This window comes from Sphingobacterium suaedae, assembly GCF_042684625.1.
GTDB lineage: Bacteria > Bacteroidota > Bacteroidia > Sphingobacteriales > Sphingobacteriaceae > Sphingobacterium > Sphingobacterium suaedae.
This window is the reverse complement of sequence record NZ_JBHULR010000004.1, coordinates 681,745-703,585: the sequence shown is the minus strand read 5'-3', so window position 1 is coordinate 703,585 and position 21,841 is coordinate 681,745. Positions and strand designations below refer to the sequence as shown.

Sequence of the window (21,841 nt, the reverse complement as noted above, 5' to 3'; positions counted from 1 at the left end):
CACTTAAATAGAAACAAATTAACTTTTGCAAAAGTAGGAAATATTTCCGGCACCCGATTTCGATTCTTTGCAATATTTACACAATTGCAATTCATTGACAGAACCTACGAATTCTTGGAATCTTTTTTGAAATTTTAGCCTTACATTTGTTCTCGATGAAAGAGCTCGCCTATCTGAATAAATATTTTTATAAATATCGCTGGAAATTGATTCCCGGAATCCTCTTTGTAGTCATTTCTAACTATTTTGGAATTCTTCCTGCCAAAGTAATTCGCGAAGCCTTTGATCTGGTTAAAGAAAATATTGATCTTTATCGTCTTTATGATGGCTTCGATCGTCAAGATCTCGTATACCAAGTTTTCGGAAGTAGCTTACTTTTTTTTGGGGCAGTAGTGCTACTCCTTTCCTTATTACGAGGCCTTTTTCTTTTTTTCATGCGACAGACGATTATCTTAACGTCACGACATATTGAATACGATCTAAAAAATGAGATTTATAATCACTATCAACAATTAGATTTCGCTTTTTTTAGGAAGAACAATACCGGCGATATGATGAACCGTGCAACGGAAGACGTAAATCAGGTTAGAAACTATCTTGGTCCAGCCATTATGTACGCTATTAACACAGTAGTGTTATCGATCATGATCATTTATGCCATGTATGATGTAAACCCAAAATTGGCAACCTATTCTTTGCTCCCCATTCCAATTCTGTCTGTCATTATCCTATACATCAATAAAATCATCAATATACGAAGCGAGCGTATACAGCGACAACTCTCTACGTTATCGTCTTTTGTCCAAGAGACCTTTGCGGGTATTCGTGTCATTAAAACTTACGCGCGCGAAGAACATAAAATGCAGGTATTTGCCGGAGAAAGCAATGTATACAACAAAGTATCTCTGGACCTAGTTCGGGTACAGGCAATTTTTTTTCCTTTAATCATTTTTTTGGTCGGTTTTAGTACGATTATTACGGTGTATGTCGGGGGAATTGAAGTCAATAACGGTACTATTACAGCGGGAAATATTGCTGAATTCATACTATATGTAAATCAATTGACTTTTCCAGCGATGTCGCTGGCTTGGGTAACTTCACTTTTCCAACGAGCTGCGGCGTCCCAGAAACGGATCAATGAATTCTTAAAGACAACTTCAGAAATCGCCGACGGCACCGAAAATATTCAGGTAGTGGGAAATATCACAGTAAACAACCTATCATTTACATATCCGGAAACAGGAATTAAAGCAATCGATAACTTATCTTTTTCCATCGCACAAGGCAAAACTTTAGCCATCATCGGAAAGACTGGATCAGGGAAGTCTACCCTTGCTAACTTACTACTTCGCATGTACGATGCCGACGAAGGCGTGATCATGTACGATGGAATTCCGGTTAACAAATTGAAAATCAGTAAACTTCGAACACAAATTGGCTTTGTTCCCCAACAAGTTTTTTTGTTTTCAGATACTATTGCCAATAATATTGCCTTTGGTCTAGATACCTTAGCATTAGAAAAAGTAGAGAAAGCGGCAAAAAATGCAGCAGTTTATGAAAACATCATCGGCTTCGACGAAGGATTCCAAACGTCTATTGGCGAGCGAGGAATAACGCTTTCTGGCGGACAGAAACAACGTGTGTCCATAGCCCGCGCATTGATTAAAGATCCGCAAATTTTAATATTTGATGACTGCCTTTCTGCGGTTGACACCAAAACAGAAGAAGAGATCTTATTTAATTTGAGCCGTATCATGAAAGACAAGACGACCATATTTATAGCTCATCGTATCTCGACGATTAAAAACGCAGATCACATATTAGTCTTAGACCAAGGTCGGATTGTAGAACAAGGAACACATACGGAATTAATGGCCTTAGGCAGAGACTATTTCGAACTACATGAAAAACAGTTGTTGGAGACCGAATAAGTAAATAAAATGAGAGCAATCTCATTTTATATCTGTATATTGCCGACCAAATTAACCATGGTTATGCGCCTTTTATTAACAGCATTTTTTATCCTGACACTTGGAACAGTATTTAGTCAGGAACATCCAATTCCTTCATTAAAATATGATGATTTGACAAAATCATATCAGCAAATTGATTCCAACGCTTCCGCCGTTGTTGTGGATGAATGGGGCAAAACAGAACTCGAAGTAGTAGAAGCCGATCACGCGTTACGTGTGGTACATACCTATGCTGTTCGAATTAAAATCCTCAAAAAAGAGGGGGTTGACTATGCTAATTTTCAGATTCCACTATACGCCTTTGGCAATACATTTGAAACGATTGCAGATATCAAAGGAAAAACATATAATCTTCGAAACACGGGGATATCAGAGTCGGAGATGAATAAACAGTCGATATTTCTGGAGAAGACTTCACCCTTTCTACATCTTGCAAAATTTACCCTTCCTCAAGTGGAAGAGGGTTCCATCATTGATGTGCAGTATCGTATTTTTTCGCCAGATGTACTAAATTTTCGGACATGGCAATTTCAAACCGATATTCCCAAAATACATAGTGCTTATACCGCCATCATGCCAGCGACATACCAGTATCGTGTTGTGCTTCGTGGACCTTACAAGCTTACGGATACAAAGACAGAGGTGCTTCGTTCACATTTCCTTTTGAATGGTGTGCGGAACGATTGTTCGAAAATTACATACGTTATGGACAGCGTTCCTGCATTTTTGGAAGAAGAGCATATGTTAGCCAGCAAAAATTACAAGTCAGCAGTATATTTTGAACTAGAGCAATATTACCTAACGAACGGTTCTAAAGTACGAGTTACAAAGGAATGGAGAGATGTAGACCGTGAATTGCTTACCGAAAAATCGTTTGGCGGTCAATTAAAAAAAGAAGACCTTTTCCAAAACCTTCTTCCAACGTGGATTGCCACCGCGTCGACTGATCTGGAAAAAGCAATGGCCATTTATGACCATCTTAAACGTACTATTCGTTGGAATCAGGTGTACGGAAAGTACGCGCAATTTGGTATTAAAGAGAGCCTCGAACAACACAAAGGAAATATCGGCGATATAAACCTCGCCCTTATTACGGCCTTAAACGCCGCATCCTTACCAGCCTATCCAGTTTTGGTATCAACACGGGAAAATGGAATACCGAACAACCTCCATCCTGTAATTTCTGATTTTAACTATGTGATTGCCTCCGTGACAATAGATGGAAAATCGTATTTTCTAGACGCTTCCGAGGCTGCAACACCTTTTGGTGAGCTGCCGTTGCGATGTATCAACGAACAAGGACGAATTATCTATTCGAAAAAGTCTTCAGAATGGATACCATTGAAAAATGAGCAGCCTTCCCTCGTTTCTTTTACGTTCTTAGGACAACTGGACACGGCATATAACCTGACTGGCAAGCTAACGATCAGCTACAAAGGACTTGATGCATTGAAAAAAAGAAACGAAATAGCGTCCTTCAATAGCCAGGAAGAATATTTCGAACGTATGCAGGAAAAAATCCCAAACATTGGGGTAAAAAAAAGCTCCTTACAAAATCTTGACAGTCTGAAAGATTTCTTGTACGAACAACTGGAAATTGAAATGCCAATGGATGAATATGTACAAAATGGCATCCTTCACATCAATCCCATTTTTATCAATCGAACGTTGAAGAACCCGTTTAACCTCAATGAGCGATTTTATCCCGTTGATCTCGGCGCACAACGACACGTTACACACAACGTGAATATTCGAGTACCTGAAGGATTTATCATTCATTCATCACCAAAGAATAGTGCGATGAAGCTCCCTGAAGACGCGGCACGATTTATGTATCAATCGTCAATCGATAAGGACAGGTTCGTGCTACGTCAGGTTGTGTCCTTAAACAAAGCTATATATTCAGTTGATGAGTATTTTCATCTAAAGGAGTTTTTTTCGAGGGTGATTCAACAGCAACAACAAGAACTTGTCATCACCGGCACGCGCTAAAACGCAATCAACATAGACAAAAATCTGTATCTTCGCAAACAACGGCTAATTCCCGTTGTTAATGGAGAAGAAAAGTAGATATGCATGTATAGAATCTTAATCGTCCTTTTTTTGGTGTTCAGTTTGTATTCCGCTTCGGCGCAAAACATCATTTTAAAAGACACGATTATCAACGACTCAAAAGATTCGATTCCATCATACAGTCATTTGTATGACATTAGTGACGGCTTCAAAGATATTAGCCGTTTTATCCGTCGGGATACCTCGAAAAAAATAATAAAAAAAAGATCCGGCATCTCCATCCTGCCGAATATAAATTATAACCCCAGCATTGGTTTTCAGATTGGCGCTAAGGTTGTTGGTGGGCTCTATCTTGGTGATCCCTCAAAAACGACGATGTCGACCTTTGCCACCGCCCTCAGTTACACCACACGTGGCATTATATTTGGTTACCTCGCTCACGATACCTATACCAAGCAAAATAAATGGAATATCAAAGGCGGACTTGTGGTCGCCAAGATGGTTGCACTAGATTACGGTATGGGAATGGGAAACAGCATCAGTTCAACGAGTCTAGAAGAATCAGTGCTTAATAACCCAGAACGCACGCGCTTTGTCAACGAATACACCGTTTACAGCCTTAACGAAAGATTATACAAAAATCTTCTCCCAGGCATGTTTGTCGGAGCGGGCATATTCATCGAACTTAAAAGGAACATTCACACCCTAGGTAACCCTGACACCACCCCCCTTTCGGTTTATAGCAACTTGACCGGATATCACCCAGAAAAATATAACAACAACGGCTTAATGATCAACTGGCAATATATGACACGCGATAATCCCAACAGCGCTTATAAAGGTATCTATGCCGACATTGTATTACGCATGAGCCAAACTTGGATGGGAAGCGCCCAAAATGCCCTGCAGTTGCAAACAGACTTTCGAAAATATTGGTCATTATCTAAAACACGTCCTAATCACGTACTTGCTTTTTGGCATTGGGGATCCTATAGTGTAGATGGAAAACTTGCTTACCTCGACTTACCAGGCACCGGGAGAGACACCTATTCCAGAAGCGGGCGGGGATATACTAATGGGTATTTCAAAGGAAACTCATTTTTCTATTCTGAAGTGGAATACCGTTTTCCAATACTAAGAAACCAGTTTCTCAGTGGTGTGGTTTTCGCAAACATACAAACCGCAAACGACCGGCTCGGCACAAAACTATTCGAACGTTGGGAACCGGCTGCAGGTACGGGTTTACGCATATTATTCAACAAAGCTACCCGAACTAATCTCTGTATAGATTACGCCTTGGGTCGGTTTGGACAAAGGGGGTTATTTCTGGGGCTGAACGAAGCGTTTTAAGTCTCATGTTCGTATTACAATACGAACAATTTGCTGTCACATCGTCCAAAATACGTACCTTCGAACTACTCGAAGCGAAAATTTACAACATGAACTATCTTTCAAAATTTCTGTCGATTATACCATTCATTTTTTATACATTTTTCGTATCTGGCCAAGAAACCCGTGATACAGCGTCCATCCAACCTATTAACATCCACGCTTATTTCAGTACCCAACCCTTACTGGGGTTAACAACTTCGGCTCAATCCATAAATGAACTCCACCTGCAACGCCAACAGACACACTCACTCTTATCTGCCCTGAATGAGATAGCCGGGTTACGTATGGAAGAGCGATCGCCAGGAAGCTACCGTTTAGCTATGCGTGGAAGTCTGATCCGCTCCCCATTTGGTATTCGCAATGCCAAAATTTATATTGATGAGTTCCCGCTAACGGATGCTGGGGGCAACACCTACCTGAACCTTATTGATCCCTTTTCAATTCACAGTATCCATGTATTAAAAGGACCTGACGGCTCATTATATGGAGCCAATTCGGGAGGAGTGGTACGCATTGATCCCAAAGGATTCTCGTCAGCGCCCGATCAAGCGGAGGTCCTTTTCACCACAGGTGCGTATGGTTTATTCCAAGAACAGCTATCTCTGCAGAAAAATATGTCAGATACTTACCAGTTCTCCTTCGATCAATCTTTCCAACGTTCGGACGGTTACCGTGATCAGACGGCATTGAACAAAAAAACATTTCAGACTGCCCACCGTTGGCGTTATCATAACGACAACGTTTTGAAATTATTCTTACTCTATTCTGATCTTGGCTATCAGACGCCAGGTGGGCTTACCGATACTCAGTTTCAAGAGAATCCTCGAATGGCACGTCCTGCAGCAGGGCCGAACCCCGGAGCGAAAGAACAACATGCAGGAATATATAACAAGACCTTATTCGGTGGTATCTCGCATACAGCGATGCTTTCTTCGAAATTATCGCATCACATCAGTCTTTTCGGTTCACACACGGACCTCAAAAACCCGTTTATCACCAATTTCGAGGTACGTGCTGAACGTAATCTTGGAATCCGGACATATCTCTCTTTTGCAAAGAATAAGCATGCACGGTTCAGCTGGCAAATGCAGGCGGGTTTCGAGGGACAAAAAGGGTGGAATATGATCGAAAATTACGACAATAACAAAGGAGTCCGTGGGAATGAACAAAATAAAGATGATCTATACAATGCGCAAGCCAGTTTATTTTACCGCGCGATGGCGAAGATAGCCAACCGCTGGACAGTGGAGGGATCTATCGGTTTAAACACCGCTACGATAAACTATGTTTCTCATTATCCTAAGATTATCGATCCGAATGGTGAAATTGATTTTGGACATATTTGGATGCCTAGATTCGCTTCCTCTTATCTAATCAACTCGCACGTAGCGATTCGCGCATCCGTCTCAAAAGGTTACTCCGCCCCAACGCTAGCTGAAGTCCGATCTTCTGACAACCAAATTAATACAGAATTGCAAGCCGAAACAGGAGTGAATTACGAACTCGGAGTTCGGTTGGAAAGCAAAAATAGACGGTTGTTAGCAGATGTTTCGGCTTACACGTATCAAATGGATAATGGTATTGTCCGACAGCTCCGCAATGACGGTGCAGAGTATTACGTCAATGCCGGGAAAATAGATCAAAAGGGAGTAGAGGCTATGTTTCTTGCTCATATTTTGTCGCCTTCTTCTACAAGACTTGTAAAGCAACTTGATTATCAAACCTCCTTGGCCCGCAATTTTTATGAATTTGACACCTATCAAATTGATAATGAAGACTTCACCGGCAATGCCGTGACGGCGGTTCCTGATTGGACCGTGACGAACAGCTTGTCGTTTACTTTTCCAGCAAATATACAGTTTCATATTTTTCACAATTATGTGTCGTCCATGCCTTTGAATGATGCCAATACGGTATACGCTGATGCCTTCCACCTAGTGCAGGCTAAAGCTGGAATTACGTTCCCATCGATAAAAAAGTTGCAACTCCATATGTTTGCAGGCGTAGACAATTTGCTCAACGAGCGGTATAGCCTAGGAAACGACATCAACGCATTTGGTAACCGGTTTTTCAATCCGGCACCTCCAAGAAATTTTTACGGTGGAGTAAGAATCTCATGGAAAACAATACGTCATCAAATCATATAAGCCAAAAAAGGCCACTCTGGGGAAGAGTGGCCAACCTACATAACCTATCACATTATAGAAAAACAAACGTTACATATCTCTTGAACGACCCATCCTTAGCTCTTTCCCGTGAGATAGGTGATCGTAACCCAAAATTAATATGCTTAATGGCAAGATCACATACCCGGAAATGGGTAATTTACAATGTTCTATGATATTTTATTCCAATCCCCGTTTCCAAGCTGTTAGTTGTCAAAACAGGTAAATATCCGTATTATTGCCTTAAAGCATTTACATGGAAATTACCGAACATACAATTGGACAACTTCGCGTAGCTCAAATACATACTACGGAAACTCTATTTCAAACAGTGGATGATGCCACCGATTTTATAGGATATATATATTACCAAGGCTTTGATGCCCTAATTTTGGATGCTACCCATATCGCTACGCATTTTTTTGATTTAAGAACGAAAATAGCAGGTGAGATTTTACAAAAGTTCACGAACTATCGAATGCGAATCACACTGGTTGGCGATTGGAGGAACATTTCTTCCGACAGTTTATCGGATTTCATTCGAGAGTGCAATTCAGGAAAACAGGTTCATTTCGCCCAGAATCTGGATGAGGCCTTGACAAAATTAGCGACGTAACGGACGAACTTGGCGTCCATCATTGCGGCAGCGTCTTCATAGTAAGCAGGCGTTCTAAATGATGATACCCAATACCAAAATAAGCCTTACTCGTAGCGATCTTTTGAAGGATTTCTTGCTGTTTTTCTACACGTAAGGGCTTCTTTATACCGACAATAAGTATGTTCTTCGGCGTATGCGTGTCGGCAATAAATTGAAATACTTTAGTCTGATAGCCGAAATATTCCATAATAAGTGCACGAAATCCATCCGTCAACATTTCTGCTTGGCGTTCCATGAAGATTCCGTGCTGAAGCAAGAAATCTAGTTCGTTTTTCGTTCTAGCTTGCTCCATTTCTCTCCGGATCTGTTTATGACAACAGGGAGCTACCACAATCAATTCCGCGCCATATTGAATACCTTTGGCGATAGCGTCATCCGTAGCTGTGTCACATGCGTGCAGTGCAATAAGCATATCGAGATGCCCAGTTGGTATATAACCTTCGATGGTTCCCTGTGTAAAAGACAAGGCCTCAAATCCAGATTGTTTAGCGATATCATTACAAAAATCTACCAGATCTTGCCGGTATTCCACCCCCGTCACATGGACACTTCCTTTTATGGAATGCTGCAGGTAGTCATATAACGCAAAAGTGAGGTAACCCTTTCCTGCTCCCATATCCACCACTTCAAGTCTCTCCTTCGAGGGCAACCCATCCAACATTGCGCTTAAAATTTCCAGGTAATGATTAATCTGCTTCCATTTGTTTTGCGCATTCTTATAGATTTTGCCATTCGAATCACTGATACGTAAAGCTTGTAAATATGTTCTTGCAGTATCGGGCAGCTTGCGGATCTTTTGGCGATCATGCATATAGGTAGGTAAAGACTTTACAGTCGGAGGTTCGTTTCTTTCATACCACTGGCCTTTTTTTCCCAATTGCAAGGTTGTATTTGCCTCGAGCGTAAACAACGTAGCGGCACAAAATCCATTGGAACCTAGGCAGTTGACTAAGAACTCCATTCCGTAATCCACTGGATAATTCTTCGTTATATCTTTTGTTTTATACCTGAACACAAAAGACAGGTTCTCGACGCGTTTAATCGATATCGGCTTCACATACATATTTTTGAGGTCCGCTTCCGTTCCCTTATAGTTTCCAAGCGATAATTTAACAAATGTTTTCGTCTTCAGACACTGATTAATACGGTTCAAAAAATTTAAATACGGATCCATAGCAACAAAATATCTGCAAATATAGGCAAATGCGGAAAGACATTCACGCCACCTTGAACAGGTGTCATAACTTTTGTAGAATTTTACAAATATGTCACGAGAATAAGTTGACCACTCTGTTCCGCTTTGTTACTTTTGCTTTATGCAGGATTTCACCATTAAAGCCGTTTTTTTTGACATCGACGGTACGTTATTGAGCTTCAAAACACATCAAGTACCTAAAAGTACCGAAGAGGCTATTAAGAAACTAAAGGAAAGAGGAATAAAAGTTATCGTTTCGACAGGACGATCCATCAATAGTATTGACCATGTCAAATACCTAAATTTCGATGGATTCATCACATTCAATGGCGGTTATTGCGTCACCCGGGAGGGTGAAGTATTATTTAGGCAAGCTATTGATCCTCGCGATATTCAAGCCGTACTTAATTATGCGAAAGACCATCCGTTAAGCTTCTCCTTCATGTCCGAAGAAAAGATCACGATTCACGATGTAACACCGGAAATCGCAGGTATGTATGCGCATCTCAATCTGCCGGTTCCACCACTTGTGGACGTGGACAACGTCGATCTTTCCAGTGTATTGCAAACCAATATCTTTCTAGGTCCCGAAGATGAGAGCGAATTTATGCAAAAAGTTATGCCCAATTCCCTCGCTTCGCGCTGGACGCCTCTCTTTGCGGACGTAAACCCAAAAGGACAAAGTAAACAAGTGGGTATAGATATTTTTTGTGCACACTTCGGACTGGATATTAAACAGACCATGGCCTTTGGTGATGGAGGAAATGATATTACGATGTTAAAACATGTTGCGATCGGAGTAGCTATGGGCAATGCAAATCCAGAAGTAAAAGAAATCGCCGATTATGTAACGGCAGATGTTGATAGCAAGGGTATTGAGAAAGCACTACAATACTATAAGGTCATTTGATATCACATTTATTCTATTGAACATAGGTATAGAATGAACGGCTCGACTCCCTCTTTAAAAAAACGGAATCTAGCTTATCGCAAGATTCCGTTTCCATTTATCTATTGTCTACAAAGAATAAAACATGTTATTCTCCACTATGTTTAGCCGCTAAGTAACGCTCTGCTTCGAGTGCGGCCATGCATCCAGTACCAGCGGCTGTGATCGCCTGGCGGTAGATATGATCTTGCACATCTCCACAAGCAAATACTCCCGGTACATTCGTCGCTGTACTATCAGCTTTCGTTAAAAGATATCCTGTTTCATCCATTTCCAAAACACCTTGGAACAACTCGGTGTTAGGCTTGTGTCCAATAGCCACGAAGAAACCTGTCACATCCAGCGTTTTTTCCTCATTGCTACGATTGTTTAAGACCTTCACAGCATGCACACCTTGTTCATTACCCAAAATTTCCAATGTTTCTGTATTGTAAAGAACTTCGATGTTTGAGGTGTTCATTACACGATGTACCATCGCTTTAGAAGCACGAAATTCGTCTCTACGGACAAGCATATATACTTTTCTACATAATTTCGCAAGATAGGTCGCTTCTTCGGCTGCCGTGTCACCCGCACCTACAATCGCCACATCCTGCCCTTTGAAAAAGAACCCATCACATACCGCACATGCGGAAACCCCAAATCCATTATATTTTTCCTCTGATGGTAAACCAAGCCATTTTGCTGTTGCTCCGGTAGCAATAATTACAGTTTCCGCTGTAATCCACTTTGCCCCGTCGATTTGTACCTTATGGGTTCCTCCGTCTTTAGAGAAGTCCACCTTTGTCGCATAACCAAACCGAACATCTGTACCAAAGCGCTCAGCTTGGGCTTTCAAATCCTCCATCATAATGGGTCCGGTAATACCCTGTGGATAGCCTGGAAAATTGTCGACTTCCGTAGTCTGTGTCAACTGTCCTCCTGGAACGATCCCTGTGTAGACTACGGGTTTCAGATCCGCTCGAGCAGCATAGATTGAAGCTGTATATCCCGCAGGGCCTGAACCAATGATTACGCACTGTAAATGCTCTAATTCCTCCGTATTTGTCATGTGTATTAGTTAAAATTTTATTTACCAAATTTGCCTTGCAATTGTTTTAGCATGTCCGTGGTTATCGGACGATCTTGCTCGATTTTCTTCGCAGGATTTTCTTTACTGCTCGCCTCACGTTTTGTTACGACCCGGGAATCTTTTTGCTCTTTTTTCTTATTTCGGTGCGTATTCCATATCCCTTCTAATACCTTTTTGGTGTACAACGGAAAATCACCATTCTGCATCCAGGCATAGTAACTGGGCTCTACGTCGAAGACATCCGTCACTTTTTTTCCTTTATGCTTCCCGAAGTTAATACAAGGATCTCCTGCTTCATCGTAAACCAAACGGCCCGCAAAATCAACTGGATTACTTAAGTTGGTAAATTTATGTAGTGCTTCCACATCATTGACCACCGGTTTGGAAACGTTACCGTGTTTGTCCTCAAAAAGTGCATGCTCATATTTAGAAAGCTGCGCTTTTAAGACCTCATACGTTGCCCGAACGTCTGCTTCTGCTGTATGCGCGTTTTCGAGGTTAGCATCACAATAAAAACGATACGCCGCCTTCAATGTTCGCTGCTCCATTTGATGAAATATATTTTGCACATCAACAAACGCACGCCCTTCCAACGAAAAGTCAATTCCTGCACGTAAAAATTCTTCCATGAGCATCGGCACATCAAATTTGTTGGAATTGTAGCCGGCAAGATCAGCGTCGCCAATAAAATCTCTGATTTCCAATGCACGATCCTTAAACGGCAGAAGGTCTTTAACGTCTTCGTCAAAAATACCATGGAAAACAGATGATTCCGCCGGGATCGCCATTTCCGGATTGATCCGGGTAGTCAGGACTTCTTCTTTCCCGTCGGGCCACACCTTCAATATGGAAAGTTCAACAATACGGTCTACAGAGATATTCACCCCAGTTGTTTCCAAATCAAAAAAAGCCAAGGGGCGTTTTAATTGTAATTCCATTTAACAATGTTTGATTAAACTCGAAAAACAAAAATACAAAACTCTTTCATTCTTCTCTTGTTCACATCAAATTAATGACACTAATCTCACGGTTTTTCCTAAAGAACGACCCCTCGTTATCTTTTTCACAATCGCCCTTCACGGCAGCCTCTGATTGATCGTTGCCTTAAAAGAAACTAAACTCGCTACATGCCAATAGTTTGTACGATCCTTTAAAAGAAAAATCCCGGATCAAATGACCGGGACATCTTAAAAAAAGCCACCACAGCGGATTACGCCAATGTTTCTTGCAACTTATTTACTTGATGATCAACCAACTTTTGAAGAGGGCCTGCAGCCATCATCTTCATCATCATATTCAGTTCAGCTTCAATGACAAATGTTGCCTGCGTAACCTTAGGAGATGTTTCAAGAACTCTCCAGCGCAATGTGATCGTAAAAGGCGCCTCTTCGGACGGTATGCATACAATTTCTTTGTTTTCGATTCGTTGACTAATTTTCAGCGCTAATTTAGCCATATTTTTAATCGTGAAACGCGCCTCATCTGCCGTCGATGTCCAATTATAAATATTATCAGGCATCAATTGCTCGTGGTTGTTGAGGTCAGCGAGAAATGTATAGACCTCCGCTATTGGCTTATGTATATCAACACTATTTTGAATGATTGTCATATCCTTACCATTTGGAGTTATTCACTTGTCCAAGTTGAAGGATCTTTACGCCATTGCTCTAACAATGCCACATCCGATTCCAGCACGTATCCGTTCGTCACCGCAACTTTGATTAACGAATCATAATCGCACAAACTAAAGAAAGAACATTTAGCTTGAGCAAAATTTTGCACCGCCTCTTCAAATCCATACGTGAAAATCGACACAAGCCCCACCACATTACAACCTGCAGCACGCAAGGCCTCAACAGCTTGTAAACTACTTTTCCCCGTAGAAATCAGATCCTCCACGACAACTACTCGTTGCCCGCTAATCACTTCTCCTTCAATCAAATTTTGTCGGCCATGATCTTTAGCACTACTCCGCACGTAGGTAAAAGGCAAACCTAGATCCTGTGCAACCAAAACGCCTTGCGGAATTCCGGCTGTCGCTACCCCTGAAACCATTTCTACCGTACCAAATTCTTCCTGAATAAGTTGTGATAGTTTCTGACGAATATATGTTCGGATAGATGGATGTGATAGCGTAATACGATTATCACAATAAATTGGAGACTTCCAACCCGAAGCCCATGTAAAAGGGTTTTTAGGTTGTAATTTTATTGCTTTAATTTGCAATAAAGATTCAGCAATTTTTTGTTCAACCTCATTTAAATTATTCATGGCACAAATTTATAAAATTTATATGAACGAATGTCAGCTAATTTTAGCTGATTTCGTACCAAAGAAACTATCTATTGTTCAAACAATTGGTTTACAAGATATTGACCTAGAAAAACTTTTCCAAGCATCCAAGAATAAGACTAGCAAGGGCCTAACGTATTTATATGTACATCCGGATATTGAACTGGTTTTCAAATCCATTTTGCAAAAAAACAACATTATCAAAGCTGCTGGCGGCGTGGTGAAAAATGGCGAAGGAAAATACTTGTTTATACATCGATTGGGAAAATGGGATCTTCCAAAAGGGAAAGTTGAAGATAATGAAAAAATGAAAGAAGCTGCGGTTCGAGAGGTGGAAGAAGAGTGCGGTATTCGCATAAATTATTTGGGACCGAAGGTACAAACAACCTATCATACATATGTAATGCGTGGCAAATTAGTCCTAAAACAAACCAACTGGTACGAGATGGGCGTTAATAAATCTCCAAAGCTTGTTCCACAGACAGAAGAAGATATAACCGATGCGCGTTGGTTGGGAAAAGGGGAACTAACATCGGTTAAAGAAAACACATATCCACTCATTGCGCAAATCATCAAACAACTTTAAAAAAAGAAAGGGGAAGTCTCCCCTTTCCCTTCTATCTAGAAATAGACTTGACCGTTACTGTTAACGCTTTGTTAGCCTTCTAACTTACCCTCAGGGGACTTTTGATTATCCATAGAACCACCTTTCCTAAACTCCCGCTTTTTACGCATAAACTTTTCTCCCTTGCGGTGTGTAAATCTCTCCCTTGCTAACTTTTGTTGTTCGGGGGTAAGCAATTGATGCAACTTACTCATGTCCGACTTTTGTTCCGCTCTCCTTGCTTCGTGTAATTTCTTCATCTCCTGCTTGTAGGCCTTCTGACGTTTGGCCTGGTCTAGCTGGAGCGAGTACACTTTTTCACGTTGCGTGTCAGTAAATTTCAACTCTTTGTCCAATCGGATGGTTCGCAATTTAGCGATTTGCTCAGGTGACTGATTTTCCTTGCTGCTGGCCTGGCGACCATGTCGGTGTTTGTCTCTGTTTGTACGATCTGGATCCAATGTTGTTTGCCCAAATGAAACTAAATTCAAACCTGCAGCCAAAACAGCTAATGTTAGTATCTTTCTCATATTTTTTACGTTTTAAGATTTATTGTCACGTTCCTTTACAGCCAATAGATTGATTCGGACGCCAAACGTTTAAATGGTGTTCGTTAAATTATGTTAATCCACCCACAACACTGCTTTTCGGCGCTTCCTCCTCGCCAATTAAAATAAATAAGTTAAGAATCAGCAACTTCAATAAATTTAGCAAGAATATATTTGGGATTACTTAAAACATATTCTATATTTGCATCGTCAACAAGGAAAAACAGCTTGCCCAGCTGGCGGAATTGGTAGACGCGTTGGTCTCAAACACCAATATCTTCGGATGTGCCGGTTCGACTCCGGCGCTGGGTACTTTACTAGAATGCGAGCCGGTGACGACTCGCATTTTTTCGTAAAACCTTGTTTGAACGACATAAACACACCCTTGACACGGATGTTTTAATAATTCAAGCCGAAAGTTTCGCGGACATTTTGCAGACATAATTTTCGGCCATGGTATCATTTAATACATCCGAACATACTTTGAATTTTCAGGCATATTCTAGGTTTTGAATACTGAGTAATGAAGAATGGTTATTCTCTATTGTCTCTCATTCCGTATGAAGGTTCCGTTGATTGGAGCAACTTAAAAATGAACCTGCAATAGCGAATCAAGAAAATCGATTTGATATACCATGGTCCTAGCCTATTACGAGAAGGCATGAACATCAAATGGGGGCATGATGGGCAGAAACATAGCAATATTTTACAAAAACAATATGGGCAGAACACTCTCTTGTGGTCGGATGGCTATTTGGTTTGTTCAATAGGTCCCACCAGATACAATTCGTCAATACATCCTTTAGCAAGGTTAATAATTCACAATATAAGTGTAATGAGTATCGCTTACGTCCCATCAAACTAAATGATAGATAGTTTTACGCTCCATAACATAAAAAGGTTTCAAGCAGAGATTTTTTTTCGTGCTCAGTCTATGAATTCTGATTGATCCAATATTATTTATTCGTTAAGCCTTTTTTTTTGATAAATGAGTACGTGTTTATGTATATCTTTAAAAAAATATTGATAAAGTCTCGTCTCTGACAGCTAAGCCGATCAAGCTCGGAGTAAGTTATTGAAATCTAGAATAGAAACTATGGAAGTTAACTATATCATCATCGGAGCCGTTGCCCTTGGCATCATCTTGTTGATCTTTTGGCTCGTCTTTCGAAACCAACGAGACCGAAAAGGGTTGGAAAAAGATTTAAACCGTACCACAACCAGGACAGAAAAACACAATGGCGAATAAGCCCAGAATAATAGATATACACATGATTATCAAATGTTTGAAAAAAAAGCAAGTCAAATGACTTGCCTATTTATCTCAGTTCCTGTAAACATCTCAATTAAGCTCAAACTTGTAACCCACACCTTTTACCGTAGCAACGTAGTTTTCTCCGATTTTCTCGCGCAACTTCCGTATATGTACATCAATAGTCCGGTTCGTAACGACTACCGAATCTTCCCAAATAGCTTTTAAAATCTGCTCTCTCGTGAAGACTTTATTTGGTTTGGAGGCCAAAAGATACAAAAGTTCAAATTCCTTTTTCGCCAATGTTATCTTGTCAGTATCGCGATATACCAAAAAAGAATCTCTATCAATAACTAGATCCATGATTTCCAACTTATCACCATTGCTGATTTCCGTTTCTGCACTATTTCGACGAAGTATCGCGTTTATTCTACTCATCAAAGCACGTGGCTTGATGGGCTTCGCGATATAGTCATCCGCACCTACATTAAAACCTGCAATCTCGGAATACTCTTCACTGCGAGCCGTAAGGAAAACCATAAACGTATGTTTGAACTCAGGCATAGAACGCATCAAACGACAAGCTTCAATACCGTCCATCTCCGGCATCATCACGTCCAGTATAATGAGATCCGGATTCACCTGTTTGGCCATCTCTATCCCCTCTTTACCGTTGTGAGCTTGATAAACTTGATAACCTTCTTTGGTTAGATTATAGGAAATCAAATCGACGATATCGTGTTCATCATCTACCACTAGTATTTTTTGATTGACGCTCATTTGTAGTTTTTTTGCTAAATTATGTACTAAATGGTAAAATAAAGTTAATGTAGTGTTATTAAATTGTTAACACTTAACACTAGTTAAACATATATTTTTAGTGTAGTGTTTTTTGCAGAAAAGCTTCCAATTCTTTTCCACGTAAATTTTTCGCTAAAATATTTCCGCTAGGGTCGACAAGATAGGATGTCGGTATCGCTTTAATACGATAACTGATGATTAGTGGCGAACTCCATGCTTGTAAATCGGAAACCTGCGTCCACTCCAATTGATCATCTTTTATCGCACGCATCCAACTGCCGGGATTGTTGTCCAAAGATACTCCTAAAACTGTAAAACCTTTCTCCTTGAATGCATGATACTGCTTTAAAATATTCGGATTTTCCTGCCTACACGGTGCACACCAAGATGCCCAAAAATCAACCAATGTATACTTCCCCCTAAAATCTGATAATTTGACTGGTTGATTTGTTGGCGTAAACGATTCAATCTCCGGCGCCGGCTGGCCTACAGCTAGTCGCTTTAGTTTCTTTGCCTCTTCCTTAAATTGGGAAACATATCGGTTGTCTGCAAATTGACCAGCGATTTCCTCTGCATATCGAATAATCTCTGATTCGGCAACTTCTGGATCCAATGTGCTGATCGCATAAAACCCGGCCAAGTTATCTTTATGTTTATCGGCAAACTGAACGGCCTGGGTAGTATACGCAGCCAATTTAGACTTGAACGCCGTCAGATAGTCAAAACGAAGACGTTCTATCTCTTCCGCAGACTTACCAGAGGTCACTTTTGTAAAGGCGGCTTGTAATGAGTCCTGGACAAATTCCTTCCTTCTTTTGTGCGGAGCAAATTCCTTCAAAGCTGCGGTTAATGGAGACCCTTCTACGCTATATTCCTCGGGGCGATGCATATCTGCTGTAAACGAAAGGGGTTCGCCTGGGCTAAGAATCACCGGATACTTATTATTCCCGATTGCGATAGACAGCAAACGCGGTTGTGTAGCCTCACGTTCAAATTTAAATTGGTTACCATCCGCTAAAAAAACAGAATCTAATTTCCGATCGCCCTCATAAAACGCGACGACTTTCACGTTTCCTGGGTTATCAATCCGTCCGGAGACCAAAATCACATCCTTCTTGGAACAAGCACCAATAAACAACAAACTTAAACAACCTAAAATACCGATAGCTTTTCTCATCTCCTATTTATTTACGCATATTGGCTAATAGTCCTGTATAAACATCTCCAACATGCAATTACGTTTATTACAAATGATGGCTATACACCAAATGGTGCATAGCCATATATGTTATTTTAAAAAATCTTTTGCTCTATCTATGGCTTTTGACAAACCGGGACTAAACTTACCTCCAGCAGTTGCAAAAAATGGTTGGCCGCCCCCCCCGCCTTGAATGTCTTTCGCTAATTCTTTAACAATAGCGCCTGCATTCCAGCCTTTAGATTTCGCCAGATCGTCCGAGATTGCAACGGTTAAACTTGGTTTTCCTTCAAAATCTGCTCCAAGAACTAAAAAAATATTCTCAATCCCACCTTTTAGGGCATAAGCCAGCGTCTTCACCGCATCAACATTTGGCAGATCAACCTGAGTCGCTAAGAAATTTACGCCATTCAAGGTTTCGAATTTTGTTATCAATTCATTTTTAAGCGCTAACGATCGTTGATGAATATGACTCTCGATCTCTTTTCTCAGATCATTATTTTCATCGATCAATTTGGAAACGGAAGAGACAAAATCTCTCGGATTGTTCATCAAATCTCGTATGTTATTGACGAGCTCGAACTGTTCACGAATCGCCGCATACGCCTGCGTACCTGTGATAGCTTCAATCCGTCTGACTCCTGCCGCTACAGCCGACTCCGACGTAATCTTAAAGAAGCCAATCTGTCCGGTCGATCGCACGTGTGTTCCTCCGCACAACTCCTTCGAAAAAGTATCATCAAAAGTGATTACTCGCACATAATCTCCATACTTTTCACCGAACAGTGCCGTAACTCCGCTATCCAACGCCTCTTGGAAAGGAACCATTCGTTCTTCTTTCAGTACGATATTCTCCCGGATCTTGCCGTTTACTATATCTTCAATTTGTTTAATTTCCTCGTACGAGATCTTTGCGAAATGAGATACGTCAAAACGCAATAGATCACACGTTACCAACGATCCTTTTTGATTAACATGATCTCCAAGCACATGCTTCAATGCCGAATGAAGCAAATGCGTTGCCGAATGGTTGTTTTCGATATCGAAGCGCCTGTTTTGGTCAACCAAAGCTTTAAAGTCACCTTCTAACACCGAAGGTAACTCATTCACAAAATGTACAATGAGCCCGTTTTCTTTCTTAGTATCCGCTATACATATCTTCTCATTGGTCTCTGATATCAATAAACCAGAATCACCGATCTGCCCACCTCCCTCCGGGTAGAAAGGTGTTACGGATAAAACAAGTTGGTACTGATCCTTTCCTTTGGCAGACACCTTTCTGTATTTAAGAATTTTTGTTTGCGCCTCGAGGTAATCATACCCGACAAACGTCGATTCTTCTTCATCATTTACAACGACCCAATCCCCGGTATCAATCGCTGTTGCCGCACGTGAACGCTCCTTTTGTAACTGCAGGGCAGCCTGAAACCCCGTCATATCGACAGTTAATCCTTTTTCGCGAGATAACAAGTCGGTCAAATCTATTGGAAAGCCATAGGTATCAAAGAGCTCAAAGGCAAAATCTCCATCAATCTGTGTGTGACCTGTCACATAATTCTCGAACCGCTGAATACCTGTAGTCAATGTTCGTAAAAACGAAACCTCTTCTTCCAATACTACCTTCTGAACAAAGTTCTGTTGCTGAATCAACTCGTCGAACACACCAGCAAATTGCTCTGCTAATAAGGGAACCAATTCGTTGATAAATGGAGTTTTAAACCCTAGGAAAGTGTAGGCGTAACGCACGGCGCGACGCAAAATTCGACGGATGACATAACCGGCTTTATTATTGGACGGCAGTTGACCGTCTGCAATAGCAAAACCGACGGCGCGAATATGATCAGCAAGTACACGCATGGCGATATCCGACTTCTCTTCGGCCCCATAGGCTATCCCAGATCGTTCAGCTATATACTGTATAATCGGTTGAAAGACATCAGTATCATAATTTGACGTTTTACCCTGTATAGCCCGAACTAACCGCTCGAAACCCATACCTGTATCCACATGTTTCGCGGGTAGAGTTTCCAGTTTACCGCTTTTCAGACGATTGAATTGCATGAATACCAAGTTCCAAATTTCGATTACTTGCGGATGATCAGCATTGACCAGTTCCTGTCCGGGTAGAGCCAAACGATCTGCTTCCGATCGCATGTCGTAATGGATTTCGGAACAAGGCCCACATGGTCCCGTTTCGCCCATTTCCCAAAAATTATCCTTCTTGTTTCCTAACAAAATCCTATCTTCGGCGATAAAACTCCTCCATAAGTCTTGAGCTTCGGTGTCGCGCGCGAGCTCTTCTGCCGGATCACCTTCAAATATAGTCACATATAAACGATCCTTATCCAGCTTATAAACTTGCGTCAAAAGTTCCCATGCCCATGAAATAGCTTCCCTCTTAAAGTAGTCGCCAAACGACCAATTTCCCAACATCTCAAATAATGTATGATGATAGGTATCGATTCCGACTTCTTCCAAATCATTATGTTTTCCCGAGACACGCAAGCAACGCTGAGTGTCTGCCACGCGAGGAAATTTAGGTTGCGCCTCGCCTAAAAACAGTTCTTTAAACTGGTTCATCCCCGCGTTGGTGAACATCAGCGTGGGATCGTTCTTAACAACTACTGGCGCTGAAGGCACTATTTGATGGGATTTGCTTTTAAAAAAATCTAAAAAAGCGGCACGAATTTCTTTACTGGTCATGGAATGTTCTTATTCTATTTTAAGATGCAAATTTAGTCAAAAATGATCGCTCTCACAACGCGCAATCTTGACAACAATGCTGCATCGTGCAATCTGACAAAATGTTCAGGAAACCGATTCTATTACCATATATTATTCGTACTTTTATACAGAAACCCAAGCATTTTTATGAAGAAACTTCTAGTACCAACTGATTTCTCAGATAATGCCTTTTTAGCGGCGACATACGCAGCGGAACTAGGTATGAAACAGAAATTCAGCTTACATATTGTACATTATTACACCGCGCGCTCTTCTGGTTTCGATGAAGCTGAACTTACGGAAGAATCCGAACATTCTGATATCCTCAAAGCCGACTTGACTATAAAGGACTGGGCAGGAAAACTTCAAGCCTTATACCCTGAACTACTGATTTCATACCATAATGACCGCGGATTGTTAGAAGAGGTTCTCCCGAAAGAGGCAAAACGTGAGGAGTATATTGCCATCATCATGGGTACAACCGGGGCAACAGGAGATAAAAACATTTTTTGGGGCAGCAATACAGCTGCTATCGCCGCAAAATCCCCCATACCGGTAATTGCTGTACCCAACAAATCGCTACCTAACGAATTGACAAGAGTTGGTTTGTTGACGAATTTCAAGCAGGAGGAACTAATTACTCTTCAGGAATTCTTACATATCTTTAAACAAGATGTACACGTCGATCTAATCCACGTATACAAAGATACAGAAGACATAGAAACGGTCAATAGCCGATTGGAATCTTGGGTGTTTAATATCCGTGAATTTTCTGCGGTTCGTGAAACGCAGATTTGCACAGCGCCCACAGTGAAGGACGACAAAGAATTGGATAGCGTTTCAGAAGTCATAAGTAAACTTATTGCAGAAAACAACATTGATCTGATCCTGATTTCCAGAAGCAGAAAGACATTCTTTGAGCGATTATTTACACCGTCGGTGTCGAAAGCCATGGCCCTTGAGCTTCAAAAACCGGCATTTTTTGGAAAAACTATCTAAACACAA

Annotated in this window: 18 protein-coding genes and 1 tRNA gene; 10 read left to right on the top strand and 9 right to left on the bottom strand. The window is 41.1% G+C overall.

All coding sequences use genetic code 11. The features are described from left to right. Positions 1–155 precede the first annotated feature (155 nt). The 5 genes from ACFSR5_RS12540 to ACFSR5_RS12520 all read left to right on the top strand — a co-directional run bounded on the left by ACFSR5_RS12540 (position 156) and on the right by ACFSR5_RS12520 (position 8,159). The gene (locus ACFSR5_RS12540) at positions 156–1,931 is read left to right on the top strand and encodes an ABC transporter ATP-binding protein (RefSeq protein WP_380904259.1); all 1,776 of its coding nucleotides are present in this window, start codon (positions 156–158) and stop codon (positions 1,929–1,931) included. A gap of 9 nt (positions 1,932–1,940) precedes the next feature. Beyond that, entirely contained in the window at positions 1,941–3,965 is a 2,025-nt protein-coding gene (locus ACFSR5_RS12535) for a DUF3857 domain-containing protein (protein ID WP_380904257.1), read from the top strand. Between the two features lie 84 nt (positions 3,966–4,049). Next, positions 4,050–5,336: a BamA/TamA family outer membrane protein gene (locus ACFSR5_RS12530; protein ID WP_380904255.1), complete on the top strand. Its 1,287-nt coding sequence runs from the start codon at positions 4,050–4,052 to the stop codon at positions 5,334–5,336. Between the two features lie 89 nt (positions 5,337–5,425). After that, on the top strand, positions 5,426–7,525 hold the full coding sequence (locus tag ACFSR5_RS12525; protein WP_380904253.1) for a TonB-dependent receptor: 2,100 nt from the start codon (positions 5,426–5,428) through the stop codon (positions 7,523–7,525). 274 nt (positions 7,526–7,799) lie between these two features. Beyond that, on the top strand, positions 7,800–8,159 hold the full coding sequence (locus ACFSR5_RS12520) for a DUF4180 domain-containing protein (RefSeq protein WP_380904251.1): 360 nt from the start codon (positions 7,800–7,802) through the stop codon (positions 8,157–8,159). 19 nt (positions 8,160–8,178) lie between these two features. On the opposite strand, the gene ACFSR5_RS12515 is transcribed toward ACFSR5_RS12520, so the two are convergent. Beyond that, a complete protein-coding gene (locus ACFSR5_RS12515) occupies positions 8,179–9,375 on the bottom strand; it encodes a class I SAM-dependent methyltransferase (RefSeq protein ID WP_380904249.1) in 1,197 nt (398 codons plus the stop codon). Positions 9,376–9,517: 142 nt separating this feature from the next. Here ACFSR5_RS12515 and ACFSR5_RS12510 point away from each other — a divergent pair, with 142 nt between their 5' ends. Then, entirely contained in the window at positions 9,518–10,306 is a 789-nt protein-coding gene (locus tag ACFSR5_RS12510; protein ID WP_380904247.1) for a Cof-type HAD-IIB family hydrolase, read from the top strand. A gap of 127 nt (positions 10,307–10,433) precedes the next feature. On the opposite strand, the gene trxB is transcribed toward ACFSR5_RS12510, so the two are convergent. From trxB to pyrE, 4 genes are all read right to left on the bottom strand, one after another. Further along, positions 10,434–11,396 (bottom strand): thioredoxin-disulfide reductase, encoded by a 963-nt coding sequence (gene trxB, locus ACFSR5_RS12505; protein WP_380904245.1) that lies wholly within the window; start codon positions 11,394–11,396, stop codon positions 10,434–10,436. Between the two features lie 17 nt (positions 11,397–11,413). After that, a complete protein-coding gene (locus tag ACFSR5_RS12500) occupies positions 11,414–12,355 on the bottom strand; it encodes an exonuclease domain-containing protein (RefSeq protein WP_380904243.1) in 942 nt (313 codons plus the stop codon). A 272-nt stretch (positions 12,356–12,627) separates the two neighbouring features. After that, positions 12,628–13,026 carry an SRPBCC family protein gene (locus tag ACFSR5_RS12495; protein WP_380904241.1) on the bottom strand — a complete coding sequence of 133 codons (399 nt, stop codon included), beginning with the start codon at positions 13,024–13,026 and terminating at the stop codon, positions 12,628–12,630. Positions 13,027–13,043: 17 nt separating this feature from the next. Further along, positions 13,044–13,688, bottom strand: coding sequence for an orotate phosphoribosyltransferase (pyrE, locus tag ACFSR5_RS12490; RefSeq protein WP_380904239.1), 645 nt, complete (start codon positions 13,686–13,688; stop codon positions 13,044–13,046). Between the two features lie 22 nt (positions 13,689–13,710). Here pyrE and ACFSR5_RS12485 point away from each other — a divergent pair, with 22 nt between their 5' ends. Continuing rightward, on the top strand, positions 13,711–14,295 hold the full coding sequence (locus ACFSR5_RS12485) for an NUDIX hydrolase (protein WP_380904237.1): 585 nt from the start codon (positions 13,711–13,713) through the stop codon (positions 14,293–14,295). Positions 14,296–14,366: 71 nt separating this feature from the next. Here the strand turns inward: ACFSR5_RS12485 and ACFSR5_RS12480 are convergent, their stop codons facing one another. Then, complete coding sequence (locus tag ACFSR5_RS12480; protein WP_380904235.1) at positions 14,367–14,843, bottom strand: hypothetical protein; 477 nt, start codon at positions 14,841–14,843, stop codon at positions 14,367–14,369. A 248-nt stretch (positions 14,844–15,091) separates the two neighbouring features. Here ACFSR5_RS12480 and ACFSR5_RS12475 point away from each other — a divergent pair. Together ACFSR5_RS12475 and ACFSR5_RS12470 are read left to right on the top strand one after the other, a co-directional pair. Next, a tRNA-Leu gene (locus ACFSR5_RS12475) sits at positions 15,092–15,173 on the top strand. Positions 15,174–15,957: 784 nt separating this feature from the next. Beyond that, positions 15,958–16,110, top strand: coding sequence for a hypothetical protein (locus ACFSR5_RS12470; RefSeq protein ID WP_380904233.1), 153 nt, complete (start codon positions 15,958–15,960; stop codon positions 16,108–16,110). Between the two features lie 93 nt (positions 16,111–16,203). On the opposite strand, the gene ACFSR5_RS12465 is transcribed toward ACFSR5_RS12470, so the two are convergent. From ACFSR5_RS12465 to alaS, 3 genes are all read right to left on the bottom strand, one after another. Then, the gene (locus ACFSR5_RS12465; RefSeq protein ID WP_380904231.1) at positions 16,204–16,893 is read right to left on the bottom strand and encodes a response regulator transcription factor; all 690 of its coding nucleotides are present in this window, start codon (positions 16,891–16,893) and stop codon (positions 16,204–16,206) included. 97 nt (positions 16,894–16,990) lie between these two features. Continuing rightward, positions 16,991–18,091, bottom strand: a complete 1,101-nt coding sequence (locus ACFSR5_RS12460; protein ID WP_380904229.1) for a TlpA family protein disulfide reductase — start codon at positions 18,089–18,091, stop codon at positions 16,991–16,993. Positions 18,092–18,202: 111 nt separating this feature from the next. Next, positions 18,203–20,815: an alanine--tRNA ligase gene (alaS, locus tag ACFSR5_RS12455; protein WP_380904227.1), complete on the bottom strand. Its 2,613-nt coding sequence runs from the start codon at positions 20,813–20,815 to the stop codon at positions 18,203–18,205. 168 nt (positions 20,816–20,983) lie between these two features. On the opposite strand from alaS, the gene ACFSR5_RS12450 reads away from it, so the two are divergent. Then, the gene (locus ACFSR5_RS12450) at positions 20,984–21,835 is read left to right on the top strand and encodes a universal stress protein (RefSeq protein ID WP_380904225.1); all 852 of its coding nucleotides are present in this window, start codon (positions 20,984–20,986) and stop codon (positions 21,833–21,835) included. The last annotated feature ends 6 nt before the right edge of the window (positions 21,836–21,841 follow it).